This window comes from Brachybacterium sp. AOP24-D1-21 (assembly GCF_052378665.1).
Taxonomy (GTDB): domain Bacteria; phylum Actinomycetota; class Actinomycetes; order Actinomycetales; family Dermabacteraceae; genus Brachybacterium.
On record NZ_JBQSXX010000001.1, the window covers coordinates 1,927,963 to 1,953,732 of the forward strand.

A 25,770-nucleotide genomic window follows, 5' to 3' on the forward strand; every position below is an offset into this window, starting at 1 on the left:
CTCGCCTACCATTCCCCTCATGGCCAAGGAACGCCCCCGCGCCCGCCCCGTCGGCGCCTTCACGCGAGGGCGCACGGTGCGCATCCGTGTGCTCACGGCGATGATGGCGTTCATGACCGTGGGCCTCGCCGTCACCGGGGTGCTCACCTATGCGGCGCAGTTCCGTGCGCTCGAGACGCGTGTCAATGCGGAGCTCTGGCAGGAGCACAGCGAGCTCACCCTGATCGCCGAGAGCGTGAACGAGGACGGCAGCCGCGTCCACACCACGGTGGACAGCGTGCTGCTCCATGCGACCGATTCCGCGGCGCCGTCGAACTATGAATCCGTGATCACCTTCCTGGATGGGAAGCCTCTCTATCAGCCCCGGGAGCAGGATTTCGCGCTGCTGCCGAGCGGGTCCGCGGAGTCCCCGCAGGTGCTGGAGCAGCTGCTGGCCGCGTATCAGCCGGGTTCCGCGGTGATCGTCCCGATGGAGGCTCACGGCCGGGACCTGCAGGTCCTGATCGTCTCCGTGAGCGTCGAGGGAGATGACTCCGAGGGGATCTTCGTGGTCGCCAACGACATCGGTGCCCAGCGCCGCGACCTGTGGCAGAGCGTCCTCACCTTCGCCGGGCTCGCGGTGATCACGCTGCTGGTCGCGGGGTGGGTGGGCTATGTGGTCACGGGGCGCCTGCTGCGGCCGCTGGAGGACCTCCGTGCGGCCACCGAGCAGATCACGGTCGACGATCTGGAGTATCGGGTGCCGGTCCCCGAGGAGCAGGATGAGATCGGGGCGCTCGCGCAGAACTTCAACCGCATGCTGGGCCGCATCCAGGCAGGTTTCGCCGAGCAGCGCCGCTTCATGAGCGACGTCGGCCATGAGCTGCGCACCCCGCTGACCATCGTGCGCGGCACCCTGGAGACCACCGACGTCGAGGATGCCGACGATGTGCGCGAGTCCCGCGATATCGCGCTCGAGGAGCTGGACCGGATGGGGCGGGTCGTGGGTGACCTCTCCGAGCTCGCCGCCTCGGCGCGCCCCGACTACGTGCGGCTGAAGTCCCTGGACCTGGCCGGCTTCGCCCGTTCCGCCTTCGCCCGGATCGAGCACATCGCGGAACGCGAATGGATCCTCGAGCACACTGTCGACGTGGTGGCCGACGCCGACGAGCAGCGCCTCGCGCAGGCGGTGGTGCAGCTGGCCGCGAACGCCGTGCGCTACAGCGACGAGGGCAGCCGGATCCGGTTCGGAGTGGACCGCGTGCTGGGACCGGAGGGCCCCGAGATCCACGTGACCGTGCAGGACGAGGGTATCGGCATCAGCTCCGAGGACCAGCGACGCATCTTCGAACGATTCACGCGGGTCGACGGCAGCCGGGGATCGGGTTCGGGGCTCGGCCTGCCGATCGTGCTCGCGATCGCCGAGGGTCACGGCGGGGTGGTGCGCCTGCTCTCGAAGCCGGGCCAGGGGTCGACGTTCACCATCGTGTTCCCGCAGTTCGCGGACGGGCCATCGGCGGACGAACGGACCCAGGATGGCACCACCGGGGATACTGACAGGCGGGTGCGGACATCCGCCGCCGACGACACCACAGCATCGAGGAGGGACAGGGGATGAGGATCCTCATCGCCGAGGACGAAGCGCGCATCGCCCGGTTCATGGAACGCGGGCTCAAGGCCAACGGCTTCGCCTCGACCGTGGTGGAGGACGGCATCTCCGCCCTCGACCTCGGCTCCAGCGGCGACTTCGATCTGCTGATCCTGGATGTGGGCCTGCCGCGGATGGACGGCTTCCAGGTCCTCAAGGCGCTGCGCGCGATGGACGTGCAGATCCCGATCCTGATGGTCACGGCGCGCACCGGGGTGGATGACACGGTGCAGGGCCTCGAGGGCGGGGCGAACGACTACATCGCCAAGCCGTTCCGCTTCGAGGAGCTGCTGGCCCGGGTCAAGCTCCGCGCCCGCGAGGCCACCGCTGGTTCGGGCGCCGTCAGCGCGGACGTCCTCCAGCTGGGGGACCTGTCGCTGGACCTGCGCACCCGGATCGCGAGCAGCACGACCGGCGGCCAGCCGCGCTCGGTGGAGCTGTCCTCCCGCGAGTTCACGATGGCCCGTGTGTTCCTCGAGAACCCGAACCAGGTCCTCACCCGGGACCTGCTGCTGTCCAAGGTGTGGGGCTACGACTACGACGGCGCCTCGAACGTGGTCGACGTCTATGTGGGCTACCTGCGCGGCAAGCTCGGCGCGGCCCGCCTGGTGACGGTGCGCGGCGCTGGCTACAAGATCGTCGATCCTGAGGCCTGAGCTGTGTCACCGCAGGCCACTACGTTCATGAGAGGACTCTCATCTCGCCTTCACGAGCACCTCATCGGCGGCGGCGAACATGCTTGACATGAAGATTCTGCGGACCCTCGGGATCATCGTGGTGGTCGCGCTCGCGGTGATCGGTCTCGCCGTGCTGCCCTCGATGGATGACGCCCCGCAGGCGCGGGCCGGGATCTCGGTCGGAGAGACTTCGGTCGCGGGCGGTGCGGAGGCCCCGGCGTCGGAGAGCGCGGCGCAGCCTGCGAGTGAAGGGGCGCAGCCTGCAGGAAAATCTGTCGCTCTGCCCGCGCCCACCGCCTCCGAACAGCCGGTGCGCGGTATCCACTCCGACACCGGGGTGGGCACGATGGAGCCCGTGGCGTCCCCTGCGCCCGCGCCCGCTCCGAAGCCGCGCTCCGCGGGCTCGTCCTCCAGCTCATCCAGCGGGTCCGGCAGCTCCGGCAGCTCCGGCAGCTCTTCCTCGGGGTCGAACAGCTCCTCCTCCGGCAGCAGCAAGAGCGCCCCCTCCCGCCCTTCTGGCGTCTGCGAGTGGGACGACGGCGAGCTGGAGTGCGAGGACGACGACGACTCCGACGATGATGACGACGACGACTGACCGCCCCCACCCCGGCTGACCGTCTCCGCCCCGGCTGACCGCTCCTCTGCTGCGCAGCCGCGCCTCGGCTGACCGTTTCCAGCTCGGCTGACCGCGCCCGCCGCTCCAGGCCCTCCGGGCCGCTTCAGGCGGGGATGCCGAGGCGGGCGAAGGCGCTGCGGAAGATGGTCAGCCCGTCCAGACCCGGCAGCTTCTGGATCCGCTTGTCGAGCTTGTCCAGCTCCGAGGACTTGCCGCCGAAGAGATGGTTCATCACGTGCACCACCTCGGATTCGTCCATCATGCCGCTGCCCACCGGCTTCCAGACCCGGCTCATCACCAGGCGCACGATTTTCTGCGCCGCCTGCGAGGCCTCGAGCCGCTCCCTGCCCTGGGTGGTGTAGAAGGCGACGTGGCGGGTCTCCTGCTGGGCGATGCGCTTCAGCAGAGGGGACAGGGCCGGATGGTCGGTCAGTGCGGAGAGCCGACGGTAGGCGGCCACGGCCGAGAGCTCGTTGGCCGCGCCCCACACCATGTGCACGGCGACGAAGTCGGTCCCGGCGAGGTTGGTGAGCACGGACTGCTTGAGCGGCCCGAGCGCCCCCATCCAGCCCAGCTTCTCGCGCTTGGCCTTGATCTCGTCGTAGTCGACGATGATCCCGTGCCGCGCGAGCACCATCGAGAGCGCCTCCCCGTGCCAGAACTCCTCACGGTTCCACATCGTCATGAAGCCGCCGGCGTCCTCCTCGCGGTGGGAGGGCGTGACCAGCAGATCGCGCAGGAAGCAGGAGGTGTGGTACTCGACGTCGCACATATAGCGCAGCGAGCGCAGGGTCTGCGCATCCAGCGGCTGGGTGTCGAAGGTGTCGAAGTCGAGGTCCTCGTACTTCACGGGGATCGAGGTCTGGGCGAACTGATCGAGGTCGAAGGCCATGTCACACTCCGGTGCTGGGCAGAGAGCTGAGGTAGGGGTCCGGGAGATCGGGGCCGGGCAGGAGCCTGGTGATCTCGAACCGGGCGCGCCGCAGGGCAGCGCGATCGCGAGGGTCCGCGCCGAGCACGGCGAGGGCGGGGCGCAGGTCAGGATCGATGAGCCCGCCGCCGTCGAGCGGCGAGCCGAACGAGAGCAGCGCCCGGGCCGTGATGGCCTCACCGCGAGAGCGGGTGAGGCGGGCGATCGCCTCGGCGACGAAGAAGTCGACAGCGGCCTGATGCCGCTCGGCGACCATATCGAGGACGCGTCGCGCCTCCCCGGAGGTCCGGCGCGAGACCGCCACCAGGGCCGCCTGCAGGGACGCCTCCTGGATCGCCATGCGCGCCATATGGCCGGCGGGCAGGGCCTCGCCGGCCGTCACGTTCCACACCGGAGTCAGCAGCGGTTGGACCCGATCCACATGGAGACGGCGCAGCGCGGCCAGTGGATGTGGGTGGTGCCGGGCCCGGGGACGGTCGGTGGCGTGGTCCCCGGTGAGCAGATCGCGCAGGGCACGGGACTGCCAGAAGCGGTCCACCAGCCAGGTGGCCAGGAAGGCGGTGATCCGGGCCTCGTTGCCGGTGGTGGTCGCGAGCATCGCCCGCGACTCCCCGAGCGCCGAGGACTCCAGGCGCTGCAGCACCCCGAGGGCAAGGCGCAGGTCCTCGCCGAGCGGCTCCTCGGTCGCTTGCAGCGCGGTGTCCACCTCGAGCCGTGCGGTGCCCCTGCGCACATATGCGGCGACGTCGAAGTCCGTGTGCAGCACCGGGACGATGGTCTCGTCGAAGTGGAGATGCCCCGTGAAGCGTCCCTCGCGGGCAGGGCGTGCACGGGCGTCATGGGGATCCTGCACCTGGGAGTGAGGGGTCGAGGCCGCCGTGCCCCCTGTCAGGTCGACAACCACCTTCTACCTCTTCTCGTCGGTCGCGGCCTCGAGGGCCCCGGTCATTGTACGGAGGAGACCTGGCTGTGGGCTGATGCATGGACGCTTGGTAGGTTTCGGTCTGTGATCACTTCTGGCGCCTCCTCGCTCCCGGGCCCCGGTGGTGACGAGGTCGGCAGCGGCCTGCCAGATCTCGGCCGGTTCCGGGCCGCACTGCGACCTGCCGAGCTGCCGCTGCCGCACCCGGGAGACGTCCGGGAGGCCGCGCACCGGGCGAGCGACCTTCTCCATGCCGAGCACCCCCGTGACGCCCGCCGCCTGGTGGGGGAGTTCCGCCGGGTTCCCGCCGCTCCTGCGGACCGCTTCCATCTGCTGCGGATGGCGCTGCATGGAGCTCTGATGAGCGCTGACCCGTCCCGGATCAGGGATGACACCGCGGATCTGGTCTCCCTGCTGCACCGCCAGGGCTACTTCGAGCAGGCGGCGGCGATGCTGACCGTCCTGCTCGAGCGGGAGCCCGCGCTGTCGGGACCCAGCGCACTCAGCCGGGCGGCGCTCGAGACCGCACCCACCTCCCGTGGTCGTCGGCGAGGGCAGGCCCCGCAGGCGTCGGCCGAGATGCTGGTGGTGATGCGCGCCTTCGCGCGCTCCTCGCTGCCCGGACCGCGGGACGTCGCGCCGGATCCGCGACGGGATGCGGCCAGGCTGCGAGCGGCGCTGTCTGCGCTCCCCGCAGTACGGGAACGGCTGCTGGTCGACCCGGAGCTGGAACTGCGGCTGCACCTCGCCCAGGCGCTCGAGGGCATGGGCGACCTCCCGGGTGCGACCACCGCCGCGCTGGACCTCCTGGAGCTGAGCGAGCTGGCGGAGGTCGAGGCCGACGGGCCGCGCGCTGACCCTGCCCGCACCGTCATCGGCGCGCATGCGGTGCTGGCACGCACCCTCGGCATCGAGCATCCGCTGCAGGCGGTGCACCATGCGCTGGAGGCGCTCGAGGCCCTGCACGAGATCGAGGACCCGCCGCTGCGGATCGGGCTGATCACCGCGCTGCTGCGGGCCCTGATGGCCGCCGGCGCCGCCGCGCATGCCTCGTTCACCGCGGGCAGGCTGGTCTCCCTCCAGCGCACCCTCGGTCGCGAGGAGCTGCGCGTCGAGCCGCTGCTCGCCGTGGCCGCACAGCGGGTCCAGGCGGAGCGCTATGAGGCCGCCTGGGTGCCTCTCGAGCAGGCGCGCACCATCGCGCGAGGGCAGCGTGACCAGCACGGGCTGCTCGAGGCCGCCCGATTGGGCGCCAGCATCCATGAGCGGCAGGGCGAGCAGGCCGCGTCGCTGCGTGAGCTGCGCACGCTGGCCACTGCTGCCCGTCGCCTCGCTGACGACCTCAGCACCCCGGCCGCGGCACGCAGCGAGCTGATCCGCACCGAGCTCGAGGCCAGCGCCCTGGTGCTGCGGCGGGCGCTCGACCTTGAAAAGCTCGAGCCGGTCATCGCGGCGGCACGCGCGGTCGAGCGCCGCACCCGTCCGGACGGCGGCCGCCCGGTGCTGCCCACGGAGCTGCTCTGGGATCATCGGGTCGATGCCCGGGTGGGCCTGTTCATCGCCACCGGCGACGCCCTGGCACGTGGCGTGACGGGCGTGGAGGAGCGGGACTGCGAGCAGCGGCGCCGCGAGGCGATGCAGGCGATCGACGAGATGCCCCCGGGCCACGATGCCCGCGCCCGCTACTGGGCGACGTACCTCGATGACCGCCACGCCCACCTGCTCGCCGCGCGGGGGGAGCAGGCGCAGGCGCGCCGAGCGGCCCGTCGCGCCCGCGAGGGCTGGGCCCAGCTCGGCAGGGACGAGGACGTCACCCGGCTCGACGCGCTGCAGGAGCAGCTGGCGGGGGAGTGAGGGGCCCGCCGGCGCCTCAGCAGCCGGTGCCTCAGCAGCTGGCGCCTCAGCTGCTGGCGCCCCGCGTGCGGGTGCCTCAGCTGCCGTCGGCCGCCAGCATCGTGGTGCGCAGCACCTCGATCACCGCCGCCGGATCTGTCGCCGGATTCACGAACGCGAGCCGCAGCGCGACCTCCCCCTGGAAGGCGGTGGGCACGCACAGGAGCGTCCCCTCTTTCGCTAGCCGCTGCGACCAGCGGCGATAGTCGGCCGGCGTCCATCCGGGCCGACGGAACACCACCACCGACAGCTCCGGCTCGAGCAGCAGCTCGAGATGCTCCGTCTCCCCGATCGCGCGCGCCACGGTGCGGGAGGCCGCCAGGCAGCGCTCGACGGCGGCGGTGTACGCGGCCGTGCCATGGGTGGCGAGCGAATACCACAGCGGCAGCCCACGGGTGCGGCGAGAGAGGTGCGCGGCGAGATCCGAGGGGTTGGACTCGCCGCGGTCGATCGAGTCGAGATAGGCGGCGTGCTGGGAGTGCGCCGCCGCGGCCGGGCGCGGGTCCCGGTACAGCAGGGCGCAGCAGTCGTAGGGGGCGAACAGCCATTTGTGGGGGTCCACGATGAAGGAGTCGGCCTGCTCGATCCCCGCGAAGCGCTCGCGGGCGCTCGGCGCCGCCAGGGCCGCCCCGCCGTAGGCGCCGTCCACGTGCACCCAGGCGCCGTGGCGATGGGCGGCCTCGATCACGGAGGCGAGGTCGTCCACGATGCCCGCGTTGGTGGTCCCCGCCGAGGCGACCACCGCGCAGATCCGGGGGTCGGCCTCGAGCGCGCGCTCGAGCGCGTCGCCGGTGAGATGCCCGCGATCATCGACCGGCACGGAGATCAGGTCCATGTCCAGCAGCCGCGCGGCCGAGGAGATCGAGGAGTGCGCGGTCGAGGCGCAGGCCAGGGCCCAGCCTCCCTCCGGCCGGCGTCCGCGCCTCCGCAGTGCGTGGTCGCGGGCGGTCGCGAGCGCGGAGAGGTTCCCGTGGGTGCCGCCGGCGACGAACACCCCGGCGGATTCGGCGGGCCAGCCCAGCAGATCGGCGAGCCACCGCAGCACCTGGTTCTCGGCGAAGATCGCGCCCGCACCGTTCTCCCAGATCCCCCCGAAGACGTTCGCGGCGGAGACCACGGAGTCGAAGGCGACCGCGGCCCGGGTGGGTGCGGCCGGGATGTAGGCGAGGTTCATCGGATCCTCGGCGGAGCGGGTCGCGGGCAGCAGCACCTGGTCGAACAGCTCCATCGCCCGCTCAGCCCCGATGCCGCCCTCGGTGACGGTCTCGCCGACGTCCTCCTGCAGGGCGGCGGCGCTGCGGGCGGTGGTCTTCGGATCGGTGGCGACCGTGGTGTGCGCGGCAGCCCACTGCAGCGCGATGCTCACCGCCTCGCGCTCGTCTCCCCAGACCTCCGAATGCGCGCGATGGCTCTGCAGGGCATCGGCGGCCCGGGCGAAGGCCGACTGCTCCGATCGCTCCGACTGTTCGGACTGCTCTGTCTGCTTCGACTGTTCCGTCGGCTCCGCCCGCTCCTCCTGTTCCGACTGCTCCGTCGGCTCCGGTTGCTCCGTGGCGGTGGGGGAGGACGGGCTGTCTGCGGTTTTCTCGATCACGCCCAGCATGCTCCCACGCCGGACCCTCCTGCCGGAGCGGAACCGACCCGCTCCGTGCCCTGACAGCTCCGGCGCCCCTGCCGTACCGTGGAGGCAGCCCCGGAAGGAGCTCGGCTGAGCAGCAGCGACGTCGAGGACCATGTCCACGGCCCGGAAGAGACCATCGCGGTCCGCGACAACCCAGCCATCGGACGCTACGAGGCGGTGCGCGGCGGCGAGGTCGTGGGCATCATGATCTATGAGCGGACCCGTCACCGGATCGAGCTGATCCACACCGTCACCGACCCCGCGCACAGGGGCGAAGGGGTGGCCTCCGTGCTCGTGCGCACCACGCTCGCCGAGGCCAGGGCGATCTCGTTGCCTGTCCTGGTGATCTGCCCCTTCATCGAGAGCTGGCTGCAGCGCCATCCCGAGCAGGCCGACGGCGTCATCGTCGAGGACTGATCCCGGCCCCGGTGCTGGCCCCGGCCCCGGCCTCGGTGCCGGCCCACCCCATCTCCACTCTTCTAGCCACCAGAAGTCCCCTCGCCACCAGGTGTCCCCTCGCCACCAGAAATCTGTCTCTGGTGAGCTTTGAACGGCTGGGGAGCGTTCAACCGTCACCAGCGACAGAGAAGTGGTGGCGGGCTGACTGGCTGACTGGCTGACTGGCTGACTGGCGGGCTGGCGGGCTGGCGAGTTGACGGGGTGGCTGGCTGGCTGGCGAGTTGACGGGGTGGCGGGTTGGCTCGCAGCGGGGACCGGTGACTGAGAGCAGGGGTACGCGCGGTCCGACAGGGGTGAGCCATGGAGTGCGGCGGAGTACCGTCGGGACATGGACGCTCTCGACCTCCTCCGTGACCTGACCTCCCGCCCCCGCGACGCCGCCGAGCGTCTGCGCCACCAGCTGAACCCGGCGACTCTCAACGCCCGACCCGGTGGACACCCCAACTCCGTGGCCTGGCTGCTCTGGCACACCGGGCGCGAGATCGATGTGCAGCTCGCCGATCTCGCCGACGGCGAGCAGGTGTGGACCGCGGACGGCTTCGACCAGCGCTTCGGCCTCGGCTCGGCCGGAGATGCTGTCGGCTACGGCCACACCCCCGCCGAGGCCCGTCGGATCCTGGTCGACGACGGCGCCGGACTGATCGACTACGTCCACGCCACGCTCGCCGCGCTGGACAGCTACCTCGACACCCTCTCGGTGGCAGCTCTCGACGACATCATCGACGAGCAGTGGGATCCGCCCGTCACCCGGGGCGCACGCCTGGTGAGTATCGTCGACGATGCCATCCAGCACCTCGCTCAGACGGCCTATGCGCTCGGGATGCCGCTGGGGGAGTGACCGCGGACCCGTCGGTACCCAGGCCAGCTCGGTGTCCGGGCCGGCTCGGTGTCCAGACCAGCTCGGTGTCCGGGCCGGCTCGGTGTCCAGACCAGCTCGGTGTCCGGGCCGGCTCGGTGTCCAGACCAGCTCGATGTCAGGACCAGCTCGGTGTCCAGACCAGCTGAACGATCAGATCAGCTCGTTCTCGATCCGCTCCAGATGGGCGCGACCCATCGCAGTGAGCGCGAAGTCCTGACGCTTCGCCCCGGTGCGGGCCACGTCGACCTTCTCGAGGCTGAGCACCCCCGACTCTGCCAGGCGCCGCAACGTGCGATAGAGACCGCGATCCGTGAGTGTCCACCCCGTGGCGTTCGCGAAGTGCGGTGCGATCCCCGTGGCCGAGATCGGACCGTGCTCGCCGACGATCCGCAGCAGCGCGAGGGTGGTCGCGGACTTCTTGTACACCTCGATCCAGGAGCGGGCCAGCTCCTCGACCCATTCGGCATCCTCCGCAGACAGGTCGGTATGCGAGGTCATGCGCGTCGCGCCTCGAAGCCGCGCTCGTGCAGCGCCGCCAGTCCGTGCGCGATCAGGCCGATCCCCCAGAACCCGGCCATGCCGAAGGTGGCGCCGAACCAGCCGGCGTTCAGAGCGAGGTGACCATCGCCCTGGATGGCAGGGGAGGCCGACGCGATCAGCACATAGGCGTGCAGCAGGTAGCCGGTATTGACGATCGCGTAGGTGAGGGCGTGGGCGACGAGGCGCCCATAGCGGACACGGCCCAGCGCCCGGCCGTAGATCACCAGGTATGTCGCATAGCCCAGCGCGATCACGAGCAGAGGAAGTGTGGTCAGCACCGTGATGCGGTGGCCCGCGAGCCCGATGATCAGGTGTGCGACCGCTGTGGCCGCAAGCGCGGCGAGGGCGTAGGGGAACAAGGTCGAGTGCGCACGGTCGGTGCGGGATGACGTCTCGGGCGGGGGAGATGCGGATGAGGTGGTCATGATGCCCTCCTGATTCCCATTGGCTGTGTACCAATGGTGCGGTGCGTATAGGCACTGTACCTCTGGTGCAGATCAAGCCGTCAAGGGTTCCGGGCGAACTCCCGTGGGCCCCTGCGTGACGAGGCATGCCTCGCCGAGGAGGCAAGTCTCACTGCCGCCGGTGGTCCGGTGGCCGCGGAACGCTCCTCCACATGGACCAGCCGTCCCCATCCGTCAGAGATCACGTCCCGACGGTCAGCCGGACTTCCTACACTGGCTCGGTGACATCTACCGAGGCCTTCGAAGCTGGACCCGACCGCGGCCTGGAGCGCACCCCGCCCCAGGACCTCCCCGCCGAGCGCGGCGTGCTGGGCGGCATGATGCTGTCCAAGGACGCGATCGCCGATGTGGTCGAAATCGTCCGCGGCAACGACTTCTACCGGCCCGCCCACGAGATGGTCTTCGAGGCGATCATCGACCTCTACGGGCGCGGTGAGCCTGCTGACCTGGTGACCGTCTCGGATGAGCTCTCCAAGCGCGGCGAGCTGGCCCGGGTGGGCGGCGGCGCCTATCTCGCCGATCTCATCGACATGGTTCCCACTGCGGCGAACGCCGGCTACTACGCCGAGATCGTGGTCGAGCGCGCCACCCTGCGCCGACTGGTCGAGGCCGGCACCCGGATCGTCCAGCTGGGCTATGCGTCCGACGGCGGCGAGGTCGAGGAGGCCATCAACGAGGCCCAGGCCCAGGTCTATGCGGTCACCGAGCGTGGTCAGAGCGAGGACTTCCTGCCGCTGGGCGAGGTGATCGATGAGACCCTCAACGCGATCGAGGCCACCCAGAACCGCGGCGGCCAGGTCACTGGCACCCCCACCGGCTTCGCCGAGATGGATGAGCTCACCCAGGGCCTGCATCCGGGTCAGCTGATCATCTTCGCCGGCCGCCCTGCGATGGGCAAGACGACCCTCGGCATGGACGTGCTGCGCTCCGCGTCGATCCACAACGGCAAGACCTCGGTGATCTTCTCCCTGGAGATGGACAAGACCGAGATCACGATGCGTCTGCTCAGCGCCGAGGCCCAGGTGCCGATGAACCGCATGCGCGATGGCTCGATGGATGACCGCGACTGGCAGTCGATGGCCCGCGCGATGAGCCGCATCGCCGACGCCCCGCTGTTCATGGACGACTCGGCGAATATGTCGCTGATGGAGATCCGTGCGAAGTGCCGGCGGCTCAAGCAGAAGCATGACCTCTCGCTCGTGGTCATCGACTACCTGCAGCTGATGAGCTCGGGGAAGAAGGTCGAGTCCCGCCAGCAGGAGGTCTCGGAGTTCTCCCGCGCCCTGAAGCTCCTGGCCAAGGAGATCCAGGTTCCGGTCATCGCGATCTCGCAGCTGAACCGTGGCAGCGAGCAGCGCACCGACAAGACCCCGATGATGAGCGACCTGCGCGAATCCGGCTCGATCGAGCAGGACGCCGACCTCATCCTGCTGATCCACCGCGAGGACTACTACGAGAAGGAGTCCGCCCGCGCCGGCGAGGCGGACCTCATCATCGCCAAGCACCGAAACGGCGCCACCAAGACGATCCCGGTCGCCTTCGAGGGCCACTACTCCCGATTCAAGGACATGGCCCACTCCGGCGGCGGCTTCAGCGGCTGAGCCGGTCGACTCGCCGCGCCCGGTCAGGCGTCGCCGAATGGTTCGCCCGCTACGTGTTCGGCGAGCAGCGACTCGGCCTCCGTGAGATCGCTCGGCGCGACCGGGGCGTCGAGCAGCGGATGCGCGCCGCCGCGCCAGAGGCGGACGCCGCCGGTGCGCCACACTATGAGTCCCGGTGCGGACAGCGGGGCCGACGAGCGGACGAGGTGGGCGCGCCGGGCCCGCAGAGTGTCCTCCTCCGGATCCCGCAGGGGTGGCATCTCGAGGGCTCGGAGCACCGAGTCTCCTGCCGATCCGCGGTGGTCGCGCACGTGCCACGAGCGTTGGCGCAGGTCCTCGCTGAGGCCGGGCAGCTCGGGCCCGGGCAGAGCGAGCACCTTGCCGTCGCGGAGCTGCGGCGCGGTGCCCGGTCCGAACGCCCGGGAGGTCAGCTCGGCGAGACCGGCGGTCACAGCGCCGAGCGGGCCGTCGGGCGGCTCATCGAGCCATCGCAGTTCCTCCCCGGGCGCGATCGCGGCGCGGGCGAGCACCTGGTCCTGACCGTCGACGCCGGTCATCTCGAACCAGGCCTCGGCGGTGTCGGTGCTGCTTGCCCTGCCGAAGAACATCGATGGTGCCGGGGCTTCCGACGGGCCGCCGTCTGGCCAGCGGGTGAACCACCTCGAGCTGTCCCCGACCCAGCGGCGCAGCACGGCGCGCAGCTCCCCCTGGTGGCGGATGCCGAGGGCGGCCGCGCCGGGGCGCAGCAACCCGGCGGGCGCGTCCGGGGCGGTGGGCCAGGGCTCCCACACAACTTTCGCGTTCATGGAGCCTCCCTGGGATGACCCTCTCCGAGATCTGGGTCGCTGAGTTGGGACAGTCGCCCATCAGGGCGAGACCACGGGTCGCAGAAGCTGCTCTGGCAGCTCGAACCGGCCGTGAGCCCTCCCGTCGTCGACGACGTCGCGAGATATCGCTGTGGCCAGGACACTACACTCGCCCAGCTCACCAGACCGAGTATGTGCGCTGTCCCGGGCCGTTTCTCGTCGATCGCGCCGTCCGCCGATCGGTGCAGCTCGGTGCCAGCTCCGCCGCCCGCTCCACCGGCGGCGAAAGCGTTCCCGCGGGAACGTCGGGGGCGAGCGTCTCGGAGTCCGCCTTCGGCGCTGCCCAGATCCTGTCCGTGCTGCTGGTCGCCACCATGTTCGACCCCTGGGTCAAGGGCATGGCCCGTGACCGGGAGGTTGGCCGAGGCTGGCAGGTGGGGGCGATGGTCTCGTACGCGGCGAAGGTGCTGGCGCTGGTGGTGCTCCTGTTCGACATGCAGCTGATGCTGTTCCGGAACACCTGGAGCGGTGGCATGGGCACCGCCCTCGTGCTCGGGAACTACTTCGCCGTCGTTGCCAGCGCCATGTCCATCCTGCTCACCGTGCTCAACTACATGGGAGCGCTCGCACCTCGCACTGGGACGACCTCGCGCGGAGCGGACAGGGACGCGACGGACGTCGAGCCGGCGCTTGCAGGCATGCCCGTGATCATCCCGACTCCGACCGTTCCGCCGGAGCTGAGGGACGGGCTCCGACGGCGCGCTGAGCTACAGAGCAAGGACAGCTCACGCCGCGCAGCTGACCGCTCAGCCGGCCCCGCCGCGGGCCGCGTCGCGCAGATGCGTCCCCGTCAGGCTCGCCTCCGCCGCGGCGACCTGCGCCGGAGCGCCCTGCGCGATGATCCGCCCACCCTTCGCACCCGCCCCGGGGCCCATGTCGATCACGTGGTCGCACTGGGCGATCACCCGCTGGTCATGCTCGACCACGAGGACCGTCTGCCCGGCGTCCACCAACCGGTTCAGCTCGCTCACCAGCAGATCCACGTCAGCAGGATGCAGGCCCGAGGTGGGCTCGTCCAGCAGGTACACGCTGTGCCCGCGCACGGTGCGCTGCAGCTCGGTGGCCAGCTTGATCCGCTGCGCCTCGCCGCCGGAGAGCTCGGTGGCGGGCTGGCCGAGGGTGAGATACCCCAGCCCGATCGCGTGCAGCGCATCCAGCGCCCGCGAGATCCTCGGATCGGCGGCGAACACCTCGCGGGCGTGCGTCACGGACAGCCCCAGCACCTCGGCGATGTTCAGCCCCTCCCACCGGACCTCGAGGGTCTCGGGGTTGTAGCGGGTGCCTCGGCAGCGGGGGCAGGTCGCATAGGAGCCGGGCAGGAACACGAGCTCCACCTCGATGTGTCCGGTGCCGCTGCACTCGGGGCAGCGGCCCTCGGCGACGTTGTACGAGAAGCGGCCCACGCCCCAGCCGCGCGCCCGCGCTTCGGGGGTGCCGGCGAACAGCCGCCGCACCCGGTCGAACAGCCCCGTATAGGTGGCCAGGCACGAGCGCGGCGTGCGGCCGATCGGCCGCTGGGTGATGTGCACGAGCCGGTCGATGCCCTCGGCGCCGCGCACCTCGCCGTGCCCTACCCGGTCATCCGCGACGCCGGAAGCGTCGGTGGGCGCGGCGACCTCGGTTCCGTCGGCCGACGGGTCGGGCTCGTCGGCCACCGTGGTGCGCACGCGCTCGCCGAGGATCGTGCCCAGGCAGTGCGTGACCAGCGTGGACTTGCCGGCCCCGGAGACGCCTGTGACCGCGGTGAAGGACCGCAGCGGCAGGCGCAGGTCCACGTCGCGCAGGGTGCGCGTGCTCAGCCCGTCGATCTCGAGCCAGCCTCCGGGCTCGCGCACGTCGTCGGATCCTCGTAGCGCGAGCGGTGCCGGGTCGAGGTAGCGGGCGGTCACCGAGTCCTGCGCCTCGCCCAGCCCCTCGGTGACGCCCGAGTAGAGAACCTCGCCGCCGTCGGAGCCGGCGCCCGGCCCCACGTCGACGATCCAGTCCGCGTCGGCGACCAGCGCCATGTCGTGCTCGACCAGCAGCACCGAGTTCCCCTCGGCGAGGAAGGAGTCCAGCAGGTGCTGGAGCATCGCCTTCTCGCTGGGATGCAGCCCGGCCGACGGCTCGTCCAGCACGTAGGCCACGCCGAACAGGCCCGAGCGCAGCTGGGCGGCGAGTCGCAGCCGCTGCAGCTCACCGGTGGACAGGGTGCCCGCCGGGCGATCCAGGGCGAGGTGCCCGAGGCCGAGGCCCACGATCGTGCGCAGCACCGGGAGCACGGAGGGCAGCAGGATCCTCTCCGCCTCCTGCTCCGGGGTGCCCTCGCCGCGGGGCAGCGCCTCGATGCGGGAGGTCAGCGCGGCGAGGAGGTCATCCAGCGGCAGCGCGGTGAGCTGCCAGATCGGCAGACCGGCATAGGTGACGCGCAGCGCGTCCGGCCCCAGCCGATGCCCCTCGCACAGCGGGCAGGTGGAGACCTCGAAGTGGGTGAGCGCGCGCCGGCGTGAGGACTCCGCCTTCGAGGTCGCCACCGTGTCGCGCAGGTATCGCTCCACGCTGCGCCACTGCCCCTGGTAGGTGCCATGGGCCTGGCCGGGCTCGCGCACCGGTTCGACGGTCACCACCGGCTGCTCCTCGGTGTGGAGGATCCAGTCGCGGGTCTCCTCCGGCAGTTCCCGCCAGGGGAGGTGGATGTCGATCCCGAGGGTCGCGAGGATGTCGCGGAAGTTCTTGCCGAGCCACGCCCCGGGCCACGCGGCGATCGCCCCGTCATCGATCGAGACGGAGGCGTCGGGGACCATCGAGGACTCCGTGGGCTCGCGCAGGGCGCCCACGCCGTGGCAGCGCGGGCACGCGCCGTCGGGCGTGTTCGGGGAGAAGAAGTCCGAGGTCAGGCGGCCGCTGGGGAGGCCGCTGTGCTGGGCGGCATGGAGGGCGGCGCCGCGCTCGAGGACGTCGGCCGGATGGTCGCCGGCCCGCGAGTACAGCAGCCGGATCGCGTTGGAGAGGTTCGTGGTGGTGCCGACGGTGGAGCGGGTGCCGCCCGCCGTGGTGCGCTGTTCGAGAGCGACAGTGGGCGGCATCCCGGTGACCGCCTCGACCCGGGGGTCCACGGCGCTGCCGATCAGCCGGCGCGCGAACGGCGCGACCGACTCGAGGTAGCGACGCTGGGACTCCCCATGGATCGTGCCGAAGGCGAGCGAGGACTTCCCGGAGCCCGAGACGCCGGTGAACGCCACGAGCCGACCGCGCGGAAGGTCGACATCGACATCCCGCAGATTGTGCAGTCGCGCGCCGCGCACGTGCACATAGCCGTCATCGCCGCCGGTCAGGGAGAGGTCGTGAAGATCCATCCCGCCAACGTAGCAAGCGGCGGCCGTGCCCGGGGTGCGGTCATGCCCCACCGGTCATGTCCACCGGTCATCCCCAACGGTCATCCCCGCAGCAGATCCCGCAGCGCCGCCTCCGGGCTGCGCGACCCGGCCAGCAGCTCCCCCCCGCCGATACCGGGTCAGCACCCGGGGGTCGATGTAGGAGCTGCGCGCGACCGCCACGGTGTTCCCGAGCGCGCTCGCCGTGGCCTGCACCGCTGCCCGCTCTGCCTGCGCACGGGCACGGCGACCGCGCACCGGCCCGATATCGGCGAGGGTCTGCGCGGCGATCACGGTGCCGTGCAGGGTGCGGAAGTCCTTCGCGGTGAAGGCGCCACCCGTGACGGCTGCGATGTGCTCGTTGACGAGGGCAGGGGTGAGTGAGCGGCGTCGGCGGCCCTCCCGCCAGCTCAGCAGGAGGGTGCGCGGGTCGCCGACGATCAGCTGCCTGATCGAGGAGGCGAGGTCCTCGTCCTCCAGCTCCAGCTGATGCTCGATCCGGTTCTTGCCGCGGAAGGCGAGCGTCACCACCGGGCCGTCGACCCGGGCGTGCCGGCGCTGCAGCGTGGTCAGGCCCCGGCTGCGCCCGCTGCGCAGGGAGGCCGTCGAACCCATCCGCACGGCCGAGAGGTCCAGCAGGCGGAAGGCGGTGGCCAGCACTCGCTCCCGGTCGAGGTCCTCGCCCCGCAGCGCCCGCGTGACCTGGGCGCGGGCCCTCGGAAGCGTCTCGGCGAGGTCGAGCGCCCGCTCGTACTTGCTGCGGCCGCGCCGGGACTGCCACTGCGGGTGATAGAGGTACTGCCGGCGCCCGGCGGCATCGGTGCCCACCACTTGGATGTGCCCCAGGGGGTCCGCGCAGATCCACACCTCGCTCCAGGCGGGCGGGATGACCAGCGCCTCGACGCGGCGCCGATCGCGGCCACTCGCGACGCGACCGTCGGGCCGGGTCAGGCGCACGGTGCCCCGCGAGGTCAGGGAGCGGGACAGGCCCGGGTCGCGCTCCGGGGACACCCGATGCAGACGCGCCATGGCTCTCCTCCCGGAACGGATGACGGGATCGTAGGACCCGCACCCAGAGCGCGGGCGAACGATCGGTCGGTGCGCGCGCGACCGGTTGCCGAGCACCTCCGAGGACAGTAGGTTCGAATCCCGACCCGATCCGGAGGCGCCCGATGGGCTATCCAGTGCACCTCGTCATCGACGGTCAGCAGCATGAGCTGATCGTGGACCCCCGCACCACCCTGCTCGATGCCCTGCGCGACCATCTCGAGAACACCTCCCCGAAGAAGGGCTGCGACCACGGCCAGTGCGGCGCCTGCACCGTGCTCATCGATGGCAGGCGCCTCAACTCCTGCCTGGCGCTGGCCGTCTCCGTCGACGGCGCGGAGGTCATCACCTCGGACGGGCTCGCACCCGACGGCGAGCTCTCCGACCTCCATCAGGCCTTCCTGGACCAGGACGCCTTCCAGTGCGGCTACTGCACCCCCGGCCAGATCTGCTCCGCCGCCGGAGTGCTCCGGGAGGCGGCCGACGGGCGCCCCAGCGTGGTCACCGAGGACCCCGTAGGCGCCGATCCCGAGGACGCGAGCCCGGTGGACGCAGATCCGGGCCGCCCGGTCGAGCTCACCGAGGACGAGATCCGCGAGCGGATGAGCGGGAACCTGTGCCGCTGCGGCGCCTACGTCAACATCGTCGCTGCCGTGCAGCAGGCGGTGGGGAAGGCGGCGCAACCCGCAGCGCCACAGACGGCGCAGCAGGCGGCGCAGCCCGCGGCGCACCGGACGGCGCAGGCCGCAACCGGAGAGGACGCACGATGAGACCCTTCGACTACGAACGGGCGAGCGATCCCGCCGCCGCCGTCGCCGCGGTCGCGGAGCGGCCTGACGCGACCTACCTGGCCGGGGGCACGAACCTGGTGGACCATCTCAAGCTCGGGATCACTGCGCCCGAGCTGCTGGTCGACCTCGGCCGCCTGGACCTCGCGGACATCGAGGAGCTCGACGGGGGCGGCCTGCGCCTGGGCGCCATGGTCCGCAACAGCGACCTCGCCGCCGATCCCCGGGTGCGCCGCGACTACCCGATGCTCTCCCGCGCCCTGCTCTCGGGCGCCTCCGGTCAGCTGCGCAACGCCGCCACCACCGGGGGGAACCTGCTCCAGCGCACCCGCTGCGTGTACTTCCAGGACGCCACCACCCCCTGCAACAAGCGCGAACCGGGCTCCGGCTGCTCCGCGATCGGCGGCTACACCCGCTATCACGCGATCCTCGGCGCCTCCGAGCACTGCATCGCGACCCACCCCTCCGACATGGCGGTAGCGCTGGCCGCGCTCGAGGCCACCGTGGTGGTGCTCGGCACCGGCGGGGAACGGCGGATCCCCCTCACCGACCTGCATCGCCTCCCGGGCGCCGAGCCCGAGCGCGACACCGTGCTCGAGCACGGCGACCTGATCACCGCCGTCGAGCTGCCGCCGCCGGTGCGCTCGGCGCGATCGACCTACCGCAAGATCCGCGATCGCGCGTCCTTCGCCTTCGCGCTGGTCTCGGTCGCGGCGTTGCTCGACCTCGAGCCGGGCGACCCCGGACCGAGCGACGCCGAGCCGGGCGATCCCGGACAGCGCGCCACGGCACCGAGGATCCGCTCCGCACGAATCGCCCTCGGCGGGGTCGCCCACGCCCCCTGGCGTGCCCGCCGCGCCGAGGAGCTCCTGGCCGGGGCGCCCGCCACCCGCGAGACGTTCCGCAGGGCCGCGGCCGCCGAGCTCGAGCAGGCCCGGCCCGTCGAGGGCAACGAGTTCAAGCTGCCCATGGCCCAGGGCGTGATGGTGAGCGTGCTCGCGCAGCTCGCAGGTCTCGCCGAGGAGCCCGAGGAGCCTGAGGAGGCCCGTGATGAGTGACCTGCTGCGTGCCTCCGCGATCGGCACCGGCCGGGTGCGGATCGACGGTCCGGACAAGGTGCGCGGCCGCGCCCCCTATGCCTACGAGCATCCCGTCGAGAACCCGCTGCACCTCTACCCGCTGTGCTCGAAGATCGCCCGCGGCCGCGTCACCGCGATCGACGCCGCCGCTGCGCTCGCCCTCGACGGGGTGGCACGGGTGCTCACTCACCAGGACGCGCCCCGCCTGGCCGATACCGAGGACGGAGAGCTGGCGATCCTCCAGGACGACCGGATCGGGTTCCACGGCCAGTACCTCGGCGCCGTCCTGGCCGAGACCCCGGAGACGGCCCGCCACGCCGCCGACCTCGTCGCGATCACGACCGAGGCCGCTCCCCACGATGCCCGCTTCCGTCCCGATCACCCGGACGTGCGGGAGCCGGAGGACGGCGCCGATGACGTCGAGACCGGGGACGTCGAGGCCGCGCTCGCCGCCGCCGAGATCGTCGTGGACCAGCGCTACTCCACACCGCTCGAGCACAACAACCCGATGGAGCCCCACACGACCATCGCGCGCTGGGACGGCGATGACCTCACCCTGTGGACCTCCACGCAGGGCGTCCACCCGGCCCGGGAGGCGCTCGCCCCGATGCTCGGCATCGACCCCGAGCAGCTGCGGATCATCAGCCCCCATGTCGGCGGCGGCTTCGGCTCCAAGGGCGTGCCCCACGCGGACATGATGCTCACGGCCCTCGCCGCCCGCACCGTGCCCGGCCGCGCGGTGAAGTACGCGGTCTCCCGCCAGCACATGTTCGCGATCACCGGATACCGCCCGGCCACCTCGCAGCACTTCCGGATCGGAGCCCGGGCCGACGGCACCATCAGCGCCTTCGCCCTCGACGCCGTCTCCAGCTCCTCCCGCACCAAGGAATTCCCGGAGGAGGCGATCAAGCCCGCCCGCCAGATGTATGCCGGCAAGCACCGGCACCTCACCCAGCGGGTGCTCCCGCTGGACCTCGCCGTCCCCTCCTGGATGCGCGCCCCCGGGGAGGCGCCCGGCATGGTGGGCCTGGAGATCGCGATGGACGAGCTCGCCGAGGCCTGCGGCGTGGACCCCATCGAGCTGCGCGTGCGCAATGAGCCCGAGCTCGACCCGGACACCGGCCTGCCCTTCAACCAGCGCCGCCTGATCGATTGCCTGCGCGAGGGTGCCGAGCGCTTCGGCTGGGGCGAGCGTGACCCGCGGCCCCGCGCGCGCCGGGAGGGCGAGTGGCTGATCGGCAGCGGTGTCGCCTCTGCGACCTATCCCGCCGCCCGCCAGCCCGGCTCGATCGCCCGGATCCGTCACGCGGCGGGCACCTTCGAGGTGGGCATCGGCGCCGCGGATCTCGGCACCGGCACCTGGACCGCGCTGACCCAGGTCGCGGCCGACGCCCTCGAGGTGGACCCGGACCTGATCGCCCTGCAGATCGGCGACACCGCGCTGCCGAACGCGACCGTCGCAGGCGGGTCCACCGGCATGGCCAGCTGGAGCGCGGCGGTCATCGCCGCCGCGGAGACCTTCCGCCGCGAGCACGGCCAGGCGCCTGCCGAGGGCGCCGAAGCGACCGGGGAGGCGGGGGAGAACCCTGCCGAGGAAAAGTTCGCGATGCATTCCTACGGTGCCCACTTCGCACAGGTCGCCATCCAGGAGAACACCGGAGAGATCCGCCTGGACCGCATGCTCGGAGTGTTCTCCGCCGGCCGGATCATCAACCCCCGCACCGCCCGCTCGCAGTTCCTCGGCGGGATGACCATGGGCGCGGGGATGGCGCTGCATGAGAAGGGCGAGCTCGATCCCCGCTTCGGCCACGTCGTCAACCACGACCTGGCCGAATACCACGTGCCCGTCAACGCCGACATCCGCTCCCTCGAGGTGCACTGGCTGGACGAGGAGGATCCGCAGGCCGGACCGCTCGGTGCCCGCGGCATCGGCGAGATCGGCATCGTCGGTGCCGCGGCGGCGATCGCCAACGCCGCCCACCACGCCACCGGGGTGCGGGTGCGTGACCTGCCCGTGTTCGGCAGCGCCTTCCTGCCTCGGTGAGCGCGCCCGGCCCTGCCTCGGTGAGCGTTCCCGGGGCCGACCGCCCGCGGCCCGGGGGCGAGGCTGAGCCGCCCGTCGGCCTGATCCTCGCCGCGGGTGCCGGCACCCGCCTCGGCCGTGGCCCCAAGGCGCTGCTGGTGACGCGCGGCCTCACCTTGGTCGAGCACCTCGCCGGGGCGCTGCTCGGTGGTGGCTGCGCCGAGGTCGTGGTGGTCATCGGGGCGGAGGCGGCACGGGTGCGGGCCGCGGTGGCGGCAGTCCCCGGCGTGCAGGCGCGGGAGAACCCGCACTGGCGCCAGGGGATGGGGACCTCGCTGCAGAGGGGCCTGGCCGCGATCGGCCCCGGCCGCGACGTGCTGGTCACCCCGGTGGATCGGCCCGGGGTGAGCGCCGAGGAGGTGGCCCGGGTGCTCGCCGCCCACCGCCGCGGGGAGATCACCGCCGCCGCGCACCGTGACGCCTCCGGGCGGCTCCGCCGGGGCCATCCGGTGCTCTTCGACGCTCGCTGGACCGCCGCCGCGGCGGACGCCGCGCATCACGAGGTGGGGGCCCGCGAGCTGCTGCGAGGCCAGCGGGAGCTCGTGCAGCTGGTGGACTGCACGGACCTCGAGGACGGCGCGGACCTCGACCTCCCCGAGCAGCTCTGGCGCCTGGGCACCCCGGGCTGATCCCTCAGGCGCCTGGGCGCCTCGGGCTGACCCCTCAGGCGCGGGGGCCGCGGCTCACGTGCAGCGGCCCGCTCCCATCGCGCAGCGGCTCCACCGTCCCGCGGGCCGCGCGCACGGCGAGGATCTCCGCGAGGATCGAGACGGCGACCTCCGCGGGGGTGTCTGCGCCGAGGTCGAGTCCGATCGGGGAGCGCAGCCTGGCCAGCGCCTCCTCCCCGACCCCGGCCTCCCGCAGGGCGGCCCGTCGATCACGATCGCTGCGCCGGGACCCCATCGCCCCCACATAGGCGACGTCGAGCTCCAGCGCGGCCGAGAGAGCCGGCACGTCGACCTTCGGATCATGCGTGAGCACGCAGATCATGCTGCGGGGATCGAGGTCACCGCACTGGGCGGCGTCGGCCAGGAACCGGTGGGGCCAGGCGCGCACCACCTCCGCGCCCGGGAACGATGCCGGATCGGTGAACGCCGGCCGGGGATCGCACAGGGTGATCCGCAGCCCCAGCGGGCGGGCGGCCTCGACCAGCGACTGTCCGAAGGCGTTGGCTCCGAGCACCACCAGATGCGCCGGCCGGGTGCGGGATTCGACGAAGAGCTCGCTCGGCGGTGCACCCGCGCTCGGCGGCGCGCTACCCCTCGGCGGGGCGCCCACGCTCGGTGGCGTGCCCCCGCTCGATGGCGCGCCCTCGTTCTGCGGGGCGAGCCGGATCGTGCCGGTGCGGCCCTCGCGGATCATCCCCGCGACCTGGGAGACGGCGTCTGCGAGCTGTGCGCCGGGGAGCAGCGGAGCGAGTGACTGTCGCACCTCGTCCGGTCCGCTGCCGGGCACGAGGGCGGCCAGCGGCGGGGCGGCGTCTCGTGGCACCTGCGTGACATACGCGGCGGGCGGGCGCCCGTCGACGGTGAGCCCCAGCAGGCTCCGTACCGCCTCGGAATCCTCGGCCGACGGGGGCATGAAGGGCTGCACGAGCACGTCCAGGGAGCCGCCGCACATCAATCCGACGGCGAAGGCGTCCTCCTCGCTGAACCCGAAGCGGTGCACCGCGGCGTCCCCGGTCTCCATCGCCTCCTGGCAGGCCTCGAGGACCGCGCCCTCGACGCATCCGCCGGAGAGGGAGCCGTGCAGCGAGCCGTCGGCGCCGACCAGCATCGAGGTGCCGACGGGCCGGGGCACCGAGCCCTGCGTCGCGACGATGGTCGCGACGGCACAGGCCACGGGGTCGGAAGCACAGGTCAGCCGCTGCTGGGCGATCGCCAGGACATCGAGCACAGGCCCACCCTATGCGCGACCTCTCGCCGGATCGATGATCCCGACCGGGTGACCGGGAGCCTGGATGGGGTGGCCTGAGGCCCGGGAACCGGGCGTCCGGCGCCGGCGCGACATGCCGGGCCCCGCATGTCCCGTCGGCCGGATCCCCGGCATCGAAACTTCTGGTCCCTCGTGCGGCACCATCAGCAACGGGCTCTCGAAACACCGCTCCGACGTCGCGCGCGGGTGAGGACGGCCCCGACGCTTTCCGGACGAACGTTTCTTGTGGTCGCCATCACAACTGCTACTGTCACTGCGCACGAGCGACACCCTGCTCCCCACTGGGTGTCCCCGCAGAACGAAGGAGTTGTGCACCGTGAGCACCCCGTCCCACGCGTCCCCCGGGACGACGCCGGATCCCGGCAGTCCGTCGTCCCCCACCCCCGAACAGTTCCTCGCCGTCCAGCAGTCCGAGGAGTTCGGCCAGCTGCGTCGCAACTTCCGCGGCTTCGCGATCCCGATGACCATCGCCTTCCTGGTCTGGTACCTGGCCTACGTGCTGCTGTCCACCTACGCTGAGGGCTTCATGTCGATCCACGTGCTGGGGAACCTGAACCTCGGGATCATCCTCGGCTTCAGCCAGTTCCTCATGACCTTCCTGATCACCTGGCTCTATATCCGCCACGCGAACAAGTCCCTCGACCCGATCTCCTCGAAGATCCGCATCGAGCTGGAAGGTGATCTCTGATGGAATTCGGCAATCCCGTCCTCAACATCGCGATCTTCCTGGCCTTCGTGGTCGTCACCCTGGTGGTCGTCATCAGGGTGTCTCGGACCACCACCAGCGCCAGCGACTTCTACCACGGCGGCCGTGCCTTCTCCGGTCGCCAGAACGGCATCGCCATCGCCGGCGACTATCTCTCGGCCGCCTCGTTCCTCGGCATCGTCGGGGCCGTGGCCCTCTACGGCTATGACGGCCTGCTGTACTCCGTCGGCTTCCTGGTGGCCTGGCTGGTGGCGCTGCTGCTGGTCGCCGAGCCGCTGCGCAACACCGGCAAGTACACGATGGCGGACGTCCTCAGCTTCCGCATGCGCCAGCGTCCCGTGCGCACCGCCGCCGCGACCTCGACGCTCGCGGTCACCTTCTTCTACCTGCTCGCTCAGATGGCCGGTGCCGGCGCACTGGTCTCCCTGCTGATCGGCATCGAAGGGCGGGTCGGGCAGTCGATCGTGATCGCCGTCGTCGGCGTCGTCATGATCCTCTACGTCCTCATCGGCGGCATGAAGGGCACCACCTGGGTGCAGATCATCAAAGCGGTGCTGCTGATCACCGCCGTCGGCGTCACCACCGTGTGGATCCTGGCCCTGAACGGCTTCAACCTCTCCGCGGTGCTCGGCCAGGCGGTGGAGGCGCATCCGGACGGTACCGCGATCCTCGAGCCGATGCTCCAGTACGGCACCTCCGGGTCCTCGAAGCTGGGCTTCGTCTCCCTCGCGATCGCGCTGGTGTTCGGCGCGGCAGGGCTGCCTCACGTGCTGATGCGCTTCTACACGGTGCCCACTGCGAAGGAGGCCCGCCGTTCGGTGGTCTGGGCGATCGCCCTGATCGGCTTCTTCTACCTGTGCACCCTGGTGCTCGGCTTCGGTGCCGCCTACATGGTGGGCGTCGACGTGATCGGCGACCTCCCGGGCGGATCGAACTCCGCCGCTCCCGCGCTCGCCTATGCCGTGGGCGGCACGGTGCTGATGGCCATCATCTCCGCGGTGGCCTTCGCGACCATCCTCGCGGTGGTGGCGGGCCTGACGATCACCGCCTCGGCGAGTTTCGCGCACGACATCTACAACGGGGTGATCAAGCGCGGCCAGGCCGATCCGAAGAAGGAGATCGCAGTGGCCCGGCGCACCGCGCTGGTGATCGGCGCCGTCTCGATCGTCGGCGGCATCCTCGCCGCCGAGCAGAACGTTGCCTTCCTGGTCTCGCTCGCCTTCGCGATCGCCGCCAGCGCGAACCTGCCCTCGATCCTGTACTCCCTGTACTGGAAGCGGTTCAACACCCGCGGCTCGCTGTGGAGCATCTACGGCGGCCTGTTCAGCGCCCTGTTCCTCATCACCTTCTCCCCGGTCGTCTCCGGCTCCGAGACGGCGATGATCCCCGGCGCCGACTTCGCCTGGTTCCCGCTGACGAACCCCGCGATCATCTCGGTCCCGCTGGGCTTCTTCCTCGGCTGGCTCGGCTCGGTGACCTCCTCGGAGCACAACGAGCTCAAGCAGGCCGAGATGGAGGTCCGCTCCATGACCGGTGCGGGCTCCGAAAAGGCGGCCATCGACCACTGAGCAGGTGCGAGCGGCCGGCGGGGGAGCCCTGCATGTCGGCGCTGCCCAGCGGCTCGACGGTCCAGTGACCACGTTCTGCGCCCGCGAGGACCGATCCGGAATCCGGCATCGGTCCTCGCGGGCGCAGAACTCTGC

The 25,770-nt window shown here is 71.5% G+C and carries 22 protein-coding genes; 13 read left to right on the forward strand and 9 right to left on the reverse strand.

Translation table 11 applies throughout. The features are described 5' to 3' along the window. The first annotated feature begins 19 nt into the window (after positions 1 to 19). The 3 genes from ACT3UF_RS08615 (at position 20) to ACT3UF_RS08625 (ending at position 2,899) form a co-directional block, all read left to right on the forward strand. Positions 20 to 1,597, forward strand: a complete 1,578-nt coding sequence (locus ACT3UF_RS08615; RefSeq protein WP_441443934.1) for a sensor histidine kinase — start codon at positions 20 to 22, stop codon at positions 1,595 to 1,597. Then, positions 1,594 to 2,283, forward strand: a complete 690-nt coding sequence (locus tag ACT3UF_RS08620) for a response regulator transcription factor (RefSeq protein ID WP_441443935.1) — start codon at positions 1,594 to 1,596, stop codon at positions 2,281 to 2,283. Before ACT3UF_RS08615 ends, ACT3UF_RS08620 begins: the two co-directional genes overlap by 4 nt. 88 nt (positions 2,284 to 2,371) lie before the next feature. Next, positions 2,372 to 2,899 carry a hypothetical protein gene (locus ACT3UF_RS08625; protein ID WP_442332408.1) on the forward strand — a complete coding sequence of 176 codons (528 nt, stop codon included), beginning with the start codon at positions 2,372 to 2,374 and terminating at the stop codon, positions 2,897 to 2,899. A 124-nt stretch (positions 2,900 to 3,023) separates the two neighbouring features. Here the strand turns inward: ACT3UF_RS08625 and ACT3UF_RS08630 are convergent, their stop codons facing one another. Both ACT3UF_RS08630 and ACT3UF_RS08635 read right to left on the reverse strand, forming a co-directional pair. Next, entirely contained in the window at positions 3,024 to 3,812 is a 789-nt protein-coding gene (locus tag ACT3UF_RS08630; RefSeq protein WP_441443937.1) for a ferritin-like domain-containing protein, read from the reverse strand. A gap of 1 nt (position 3,813) precedes the next feature. Further along, positions 3,814 to 4,755: a hypothetical protein gene (locus ACT3UF_RS08635; protein WP_441443938.1), complete on the reverse strand. Its 942-nt coding sequence runs from the start codon at positions 4,753 to 4,755 to the stop codon at positions 3,814 to 3,816. A gap of 102 nt (positions 4,756 to 4,857) precedes the next feature. Between ACT3UF_RS08635 and ACT3UF_RS08640 the strand changes: the two genes are divergently transcribed. Further along, positions 4,858 to 6,627, forward strand: coding sequence for a hypothetical protein (locus ACT3UF_RS08640; protein WP_441443939.1), 1,770 nt, complete (start codon positions 4,858 to 4,860; stop codon positions 6,625 to 6,627). A 76-nt stretch (positions 6,628 to 6,703) separates the two neighbouring features. Here the strand turns inward: ACT3UF_RS08640 and ACT3UF_RS08645 are convergent, their stop codons facing one another. Further along, positions 6,704 to 8,260, reverse strand: coding sequence for a pyridoxal phosphate-dependent decarboxylase family protein (locus ACT3UF_RS08645; protein ID WP_441443940.1), 1,557 nt, complete (start codon positions 8,258 to 8,260; stop codon positions 6,704 to 6,706). 87 nt (positions 8,261 to 8,347) lie between these two features. On the opposite strand from ACT3UF_RS08645, the gene ACT3UF_RS08650 reads away from it, so the two are divergent. Next, a complete protein-coding gene (locus ACT3UF_RS08650; RefSeq protein ID WP_444601023.1) occupies positions 8,348 to 8,704 on the forward strand; it encodes a GNAT family N-acetyltransferase in 357 nt (118 codons plus the stop codon). 370 nt (positions 8,705 to 9,074) lie between these two features. Next, positions 9,075 to 9,584, forward strand: a complete 510-nt coding sequence (locus ACT3UF_RS08655; RefSeq protein WP_441443942.1) for a mycothiol transferase — start codon at positions 9,075 to 9,077, stop codon at positions 9,582 to 9,584. A gap of 171 nt (positions 9,585 to 9,755) precedes the next feature. Here the strand turns inward: ACT3UF_RS08655 and ACT3UF_RS08660 are convergent, their stop codons facing one another. Beyond that, entirely contained in the window at positions 9,756 to 10,103 is a 348-nt protein-coding gene (locus ACT3UF_RS08660; protein WP_441443943.1) for a PadR family transcriptional regulator, read from the reverse strand. Then, complete coding sequence (locus tag ACT3UF_RS08665) at positions 10,100 to 10,570, reverse strand: hypothetical protein (protein ID WP_441443944.1); 471 nt, start codon at positions 10,568 to 10,570, stop codon at positions 10,100 to 10,102. The genes ACT3UF_RS08660 and ACT3UF_RS08665 overlap by 4 nt, the downstream gene beginning before the upstream one ends. A 260-nt stretch (positions 10,571 to 10,830) precedes the next feature. On the opposite strand from ACT3UF_RS08665, the gene dnaB reads away from it, so the two are divergent. Further along, entirely contained in the window at positions 10,831 to 12,210 is a 1,380-nt protein-coding gene (dnaB, locus tag ACT3UF_RS08670) for a replicative DNA helicase (protein WP_345081390.1), read from the forward strand. 23 nt (positions 12,211 to 12,233) lie between these two features. Here the strand turns inward: dnaB and ACT3UF_RS08675 are convergent, their stop codons facing one another. From ACT3UF_RS08675 to ACT3UF_RS08685, 3 genes are all read right to left on the reverse strand, one after another. Beyond that, positions 12,234 to 13,016, reverse strand: a complete 783-nt coding sequence (locus ACT3UF_RS08675) for a hypothetical protein (RefSeq protein ID WP_441443945.1) — start codon at positions 13,014 to 13,016, stop codon at positions 12,234 to 12,236. An 806-nt stretch (positions 13,017 to 13,822) separates the two neighbouring features. Next, on the reverse strand, positions 13,823 to 16,411 hold the full coding sequence (locus tag ACT3UF_RS08680; protein WP_441443946.1) for an excinuclease ABC subunit A: 2,589 nt from the start codon (positions 16,409 to 16,411) through the stop codon (positions 13,823 to 13,825). Between the two features lie 54 nt (positions 16,412 to 16,465). Next, entirely contained in the window at positions 16,466 to 17,458 is a 993-nt protein-coding gene (locus ACT3UF_RS08685) for a DNA topoisomerase IB (RefSeq protein ID WP_444608270.1), read from the reverse strand. Positions 17,459 to 17,601: 143 nt separating this feature from the next. Here ACT3UF_RS08685 and ACT3UF_RS08690 point away from each other — a divergent pair, with 143 nt between their 5' ends. Genes ACT3UF_RS08690 through ACT3UF_RS08705 form a run of 4 tightly spaced genes read left to right on the forward strand, consistent with a single transcriptional unit; the run spans position 17,602 to position 22,055 of the window. Next, on the forward strand, positions 17,602 to 18,246 hold the full coding sequence (locus tag ACT3UF_RS08690; RefSeq protein WP_444606245.1) for a (2Fe-2S)-binding protein: 645 nt from the start codon (positions 17,602 to 17,604) through the stop codon (positions 18,244 to 18,246). Continuing rightward, positions 18,243 to 19,322, forward strand: a complete 1,080-nt coding sequence (locus ACT3UF_RS08695; protein ID WP_444606244.1) for an FAD binding domain-containing protein — start codon at positions 18,243 to 18,245, stop codon at positions 19,320 to 19,322. The genes ACT3UF_RS08690 and ACT3UF_RS08695 overlap by 4 nt, the downstream gene beginning before the upstream one ends. Further along, positions 19,315 to 21,387 (forward strand): xanthine dehydrogenase family protein molybdopterin-binding subunit, encoded by a 2,073-nt coding sequence (locus ACT3UF_RS08700; RefSeq protein WP_442331994.1) that lies wholly within the window; start codon positions 19,315 to 19,317, stop codon positions 21,385 to 21,387. Before ACT3UF_RS08695 ends, ACT3UF_RS08700 begins: the two co-directional genes overlap by 8 nt. Before the next feature lie 20 nt (positions 21,388 to 21,407). Continuing rightward, positions 21,408 to 22,055 (forward strand): nucleotidyltransferase family protein, encoded by a 648-nt coding sequence (locus ACT3UF_RS08705; protein WP_442331995.1) that lies wholly within the window; start codon positions 21,408 to 21,410, stop codon positions 22,053 to 22,055. Positions 22,056 to 22,089: 34 nt separating this feature from the next. On the opposite strand, the gene ACT3UF_RS08710 is transcribed toward ACT3UF_RS08705, so the two are convergent. Further along, positions 22,090 to 23,322 carry an XdhC family protein gene (locus ACT3UF_RS08710; protein ID WP_441443952.1) on the reverse strand — a complete coding sequence of 411 codons (1,233 nt, stop codon included), beginning with the start codon at positions 23,320 to 23,322 and terminating at the stop codon, positions 22,090 to 22,092. 355 nt (positions 23,323 to 23,677) lie between these two features. On the opposite strand from ACT3UF_RS08710, the gene ACT3UF_RS08715 reads away from it, so the two are divergent. Together ACT3UF_RS08715 and ACT3UF_RS08720 are read left to right on the forward strand one after the other, a co-directional pair. After that, a complete protein-coding gene (locus ACT3UF_RS08715; protein WP_441443953.1) occupies positions 23,678 to 24,049 on the forward strand; it encodes a DUF485 domain-containing protein in 372 nt (123 codons plus the stop codon). Continuing rightward, entirely contained in the window at positions 24,049 to 25,635 is a 1,587-nt protein-coding gene (locus ACT3UF_RS08720) for a solute symporter family protein (protein WP_441443954.1), read from the forward strand. Before ACT3UF_RS08715 ends, ACT3UF_RS08720 begins: the two co-directional genes overlap by 1 nt. Positions 25,636 to 25,770: the final 135 nt, after the last annotated feature.

What these genes read in the sequence shown, in the direction of transcription:
- ACT3UF_RS08655 (WP_441443942.1), top strand. Translation starts at nt 9,075, where the DNA reads ATGGACGCTCTCGACCTCCTCCGTGACCTGACCTCCCGCCCCCGCGAC.
- ACT3UF_RS08625 (WP_442332408.1), top strand. Translation starts at nt 2,372, where the DNA reads ATGAAGATTCTGCGGACCCTCGGGATCATCGTGGTGGTCGCGCTCGCG.
- ACT3UF_RS08690 (WP_444606245.1), top strand. Translation starts at nt 17,602, where the DNA reads ATGGGCTATCCAGTGCACCTCGTCATCGACGGTCAGCAGCATGAGCTG.
- ACT3UF_RS08680 (WP_441443946.1), bottom strand. Translation starts at nt 16,411, where the DNA reads ATGGATCTTCACGACCTCTCCCTGACCGGCGGCGATGACGGCTATGTG.
- ACT3UF_RS08695 (WP_444606244.1), top strand. Translation starts at nt 18,243, where the DNA reads ATGAGACCCTTCGACTACGAACGGGCGAGCGATCCCGCCGCCGCCGTC.
- ACT3UF_RS08720 (WP_441443954.1), top strand. Translation starts at nt 24,049, where the DNA reads ATGGAATTCGGCAATCCCGTCCTCAACATCGCGATCTTCCTGGCCTTC.
- ACT3UF_RS08660 (WP_441443943.1), bottom strand. Translation starts at nt 10,103, where the DNA reads ATGACCTCGCATACCGACCTGTCTGCGGAGGATGCCGAATGGGTCGAG.
- ACT3UF_RS08700 (WP_442331994.1), top strand. Translation starts at nt 19,315, where the DNA reads ATGAGTGACCTGCTGCGTGCCTCCGCGATCGGCACCGGCCGGGTGCGG.
- ACT3UF_RS08620 (WP_441443935.1), top strand. Translation starts at nt 1,594, where the DNA reads ATGAGGATCCTCATCGCCGAGGACGAAGCGCGCATCGCCCGGTTCATG.
- ACT3UF_RS08615 (WP_441443934.1), top strand. Translation starts at nt 20, where the DNA reads ATGGCCAAGGAACGCCCCCGCGCCCGCCCCGTCGGCGCCTTCACGCGA.
- ACT3UF_RS08630 (WP_441443937.1), bottom strand. Translation starts at nt 3,812, where the DNA reads ATGGCCTTCGACCTCGATCAGTTCGCCCAGACCTCGATCCCCGTGAAG.
- ACT3UF_RS08685 (WP_444608270.1), bottom strand. Translation starts at nt 17,458, where the DNA reads ATGGCGCGTCTGCATCGGGTGTCCCCGGAGCGCGACCCGGGCCTGTCC.
- ACT3UF_RS08665 (WP_441443944.1), bottom strand. Translation starts at nt 10,570, where the DNA reads ATGACCACCTCATCCGCATCTCCCCCGCCCGAGACGTCATCCCGCACC.
- ACT3UF_RS08675 (WP_441443945.1), bottom strand. Translation starts at nt 13,016, where the DNA reads ATGAACGCGAAAGTTGTGTGGGAGCCCTGGCCCACCGCCCCGGACGCG.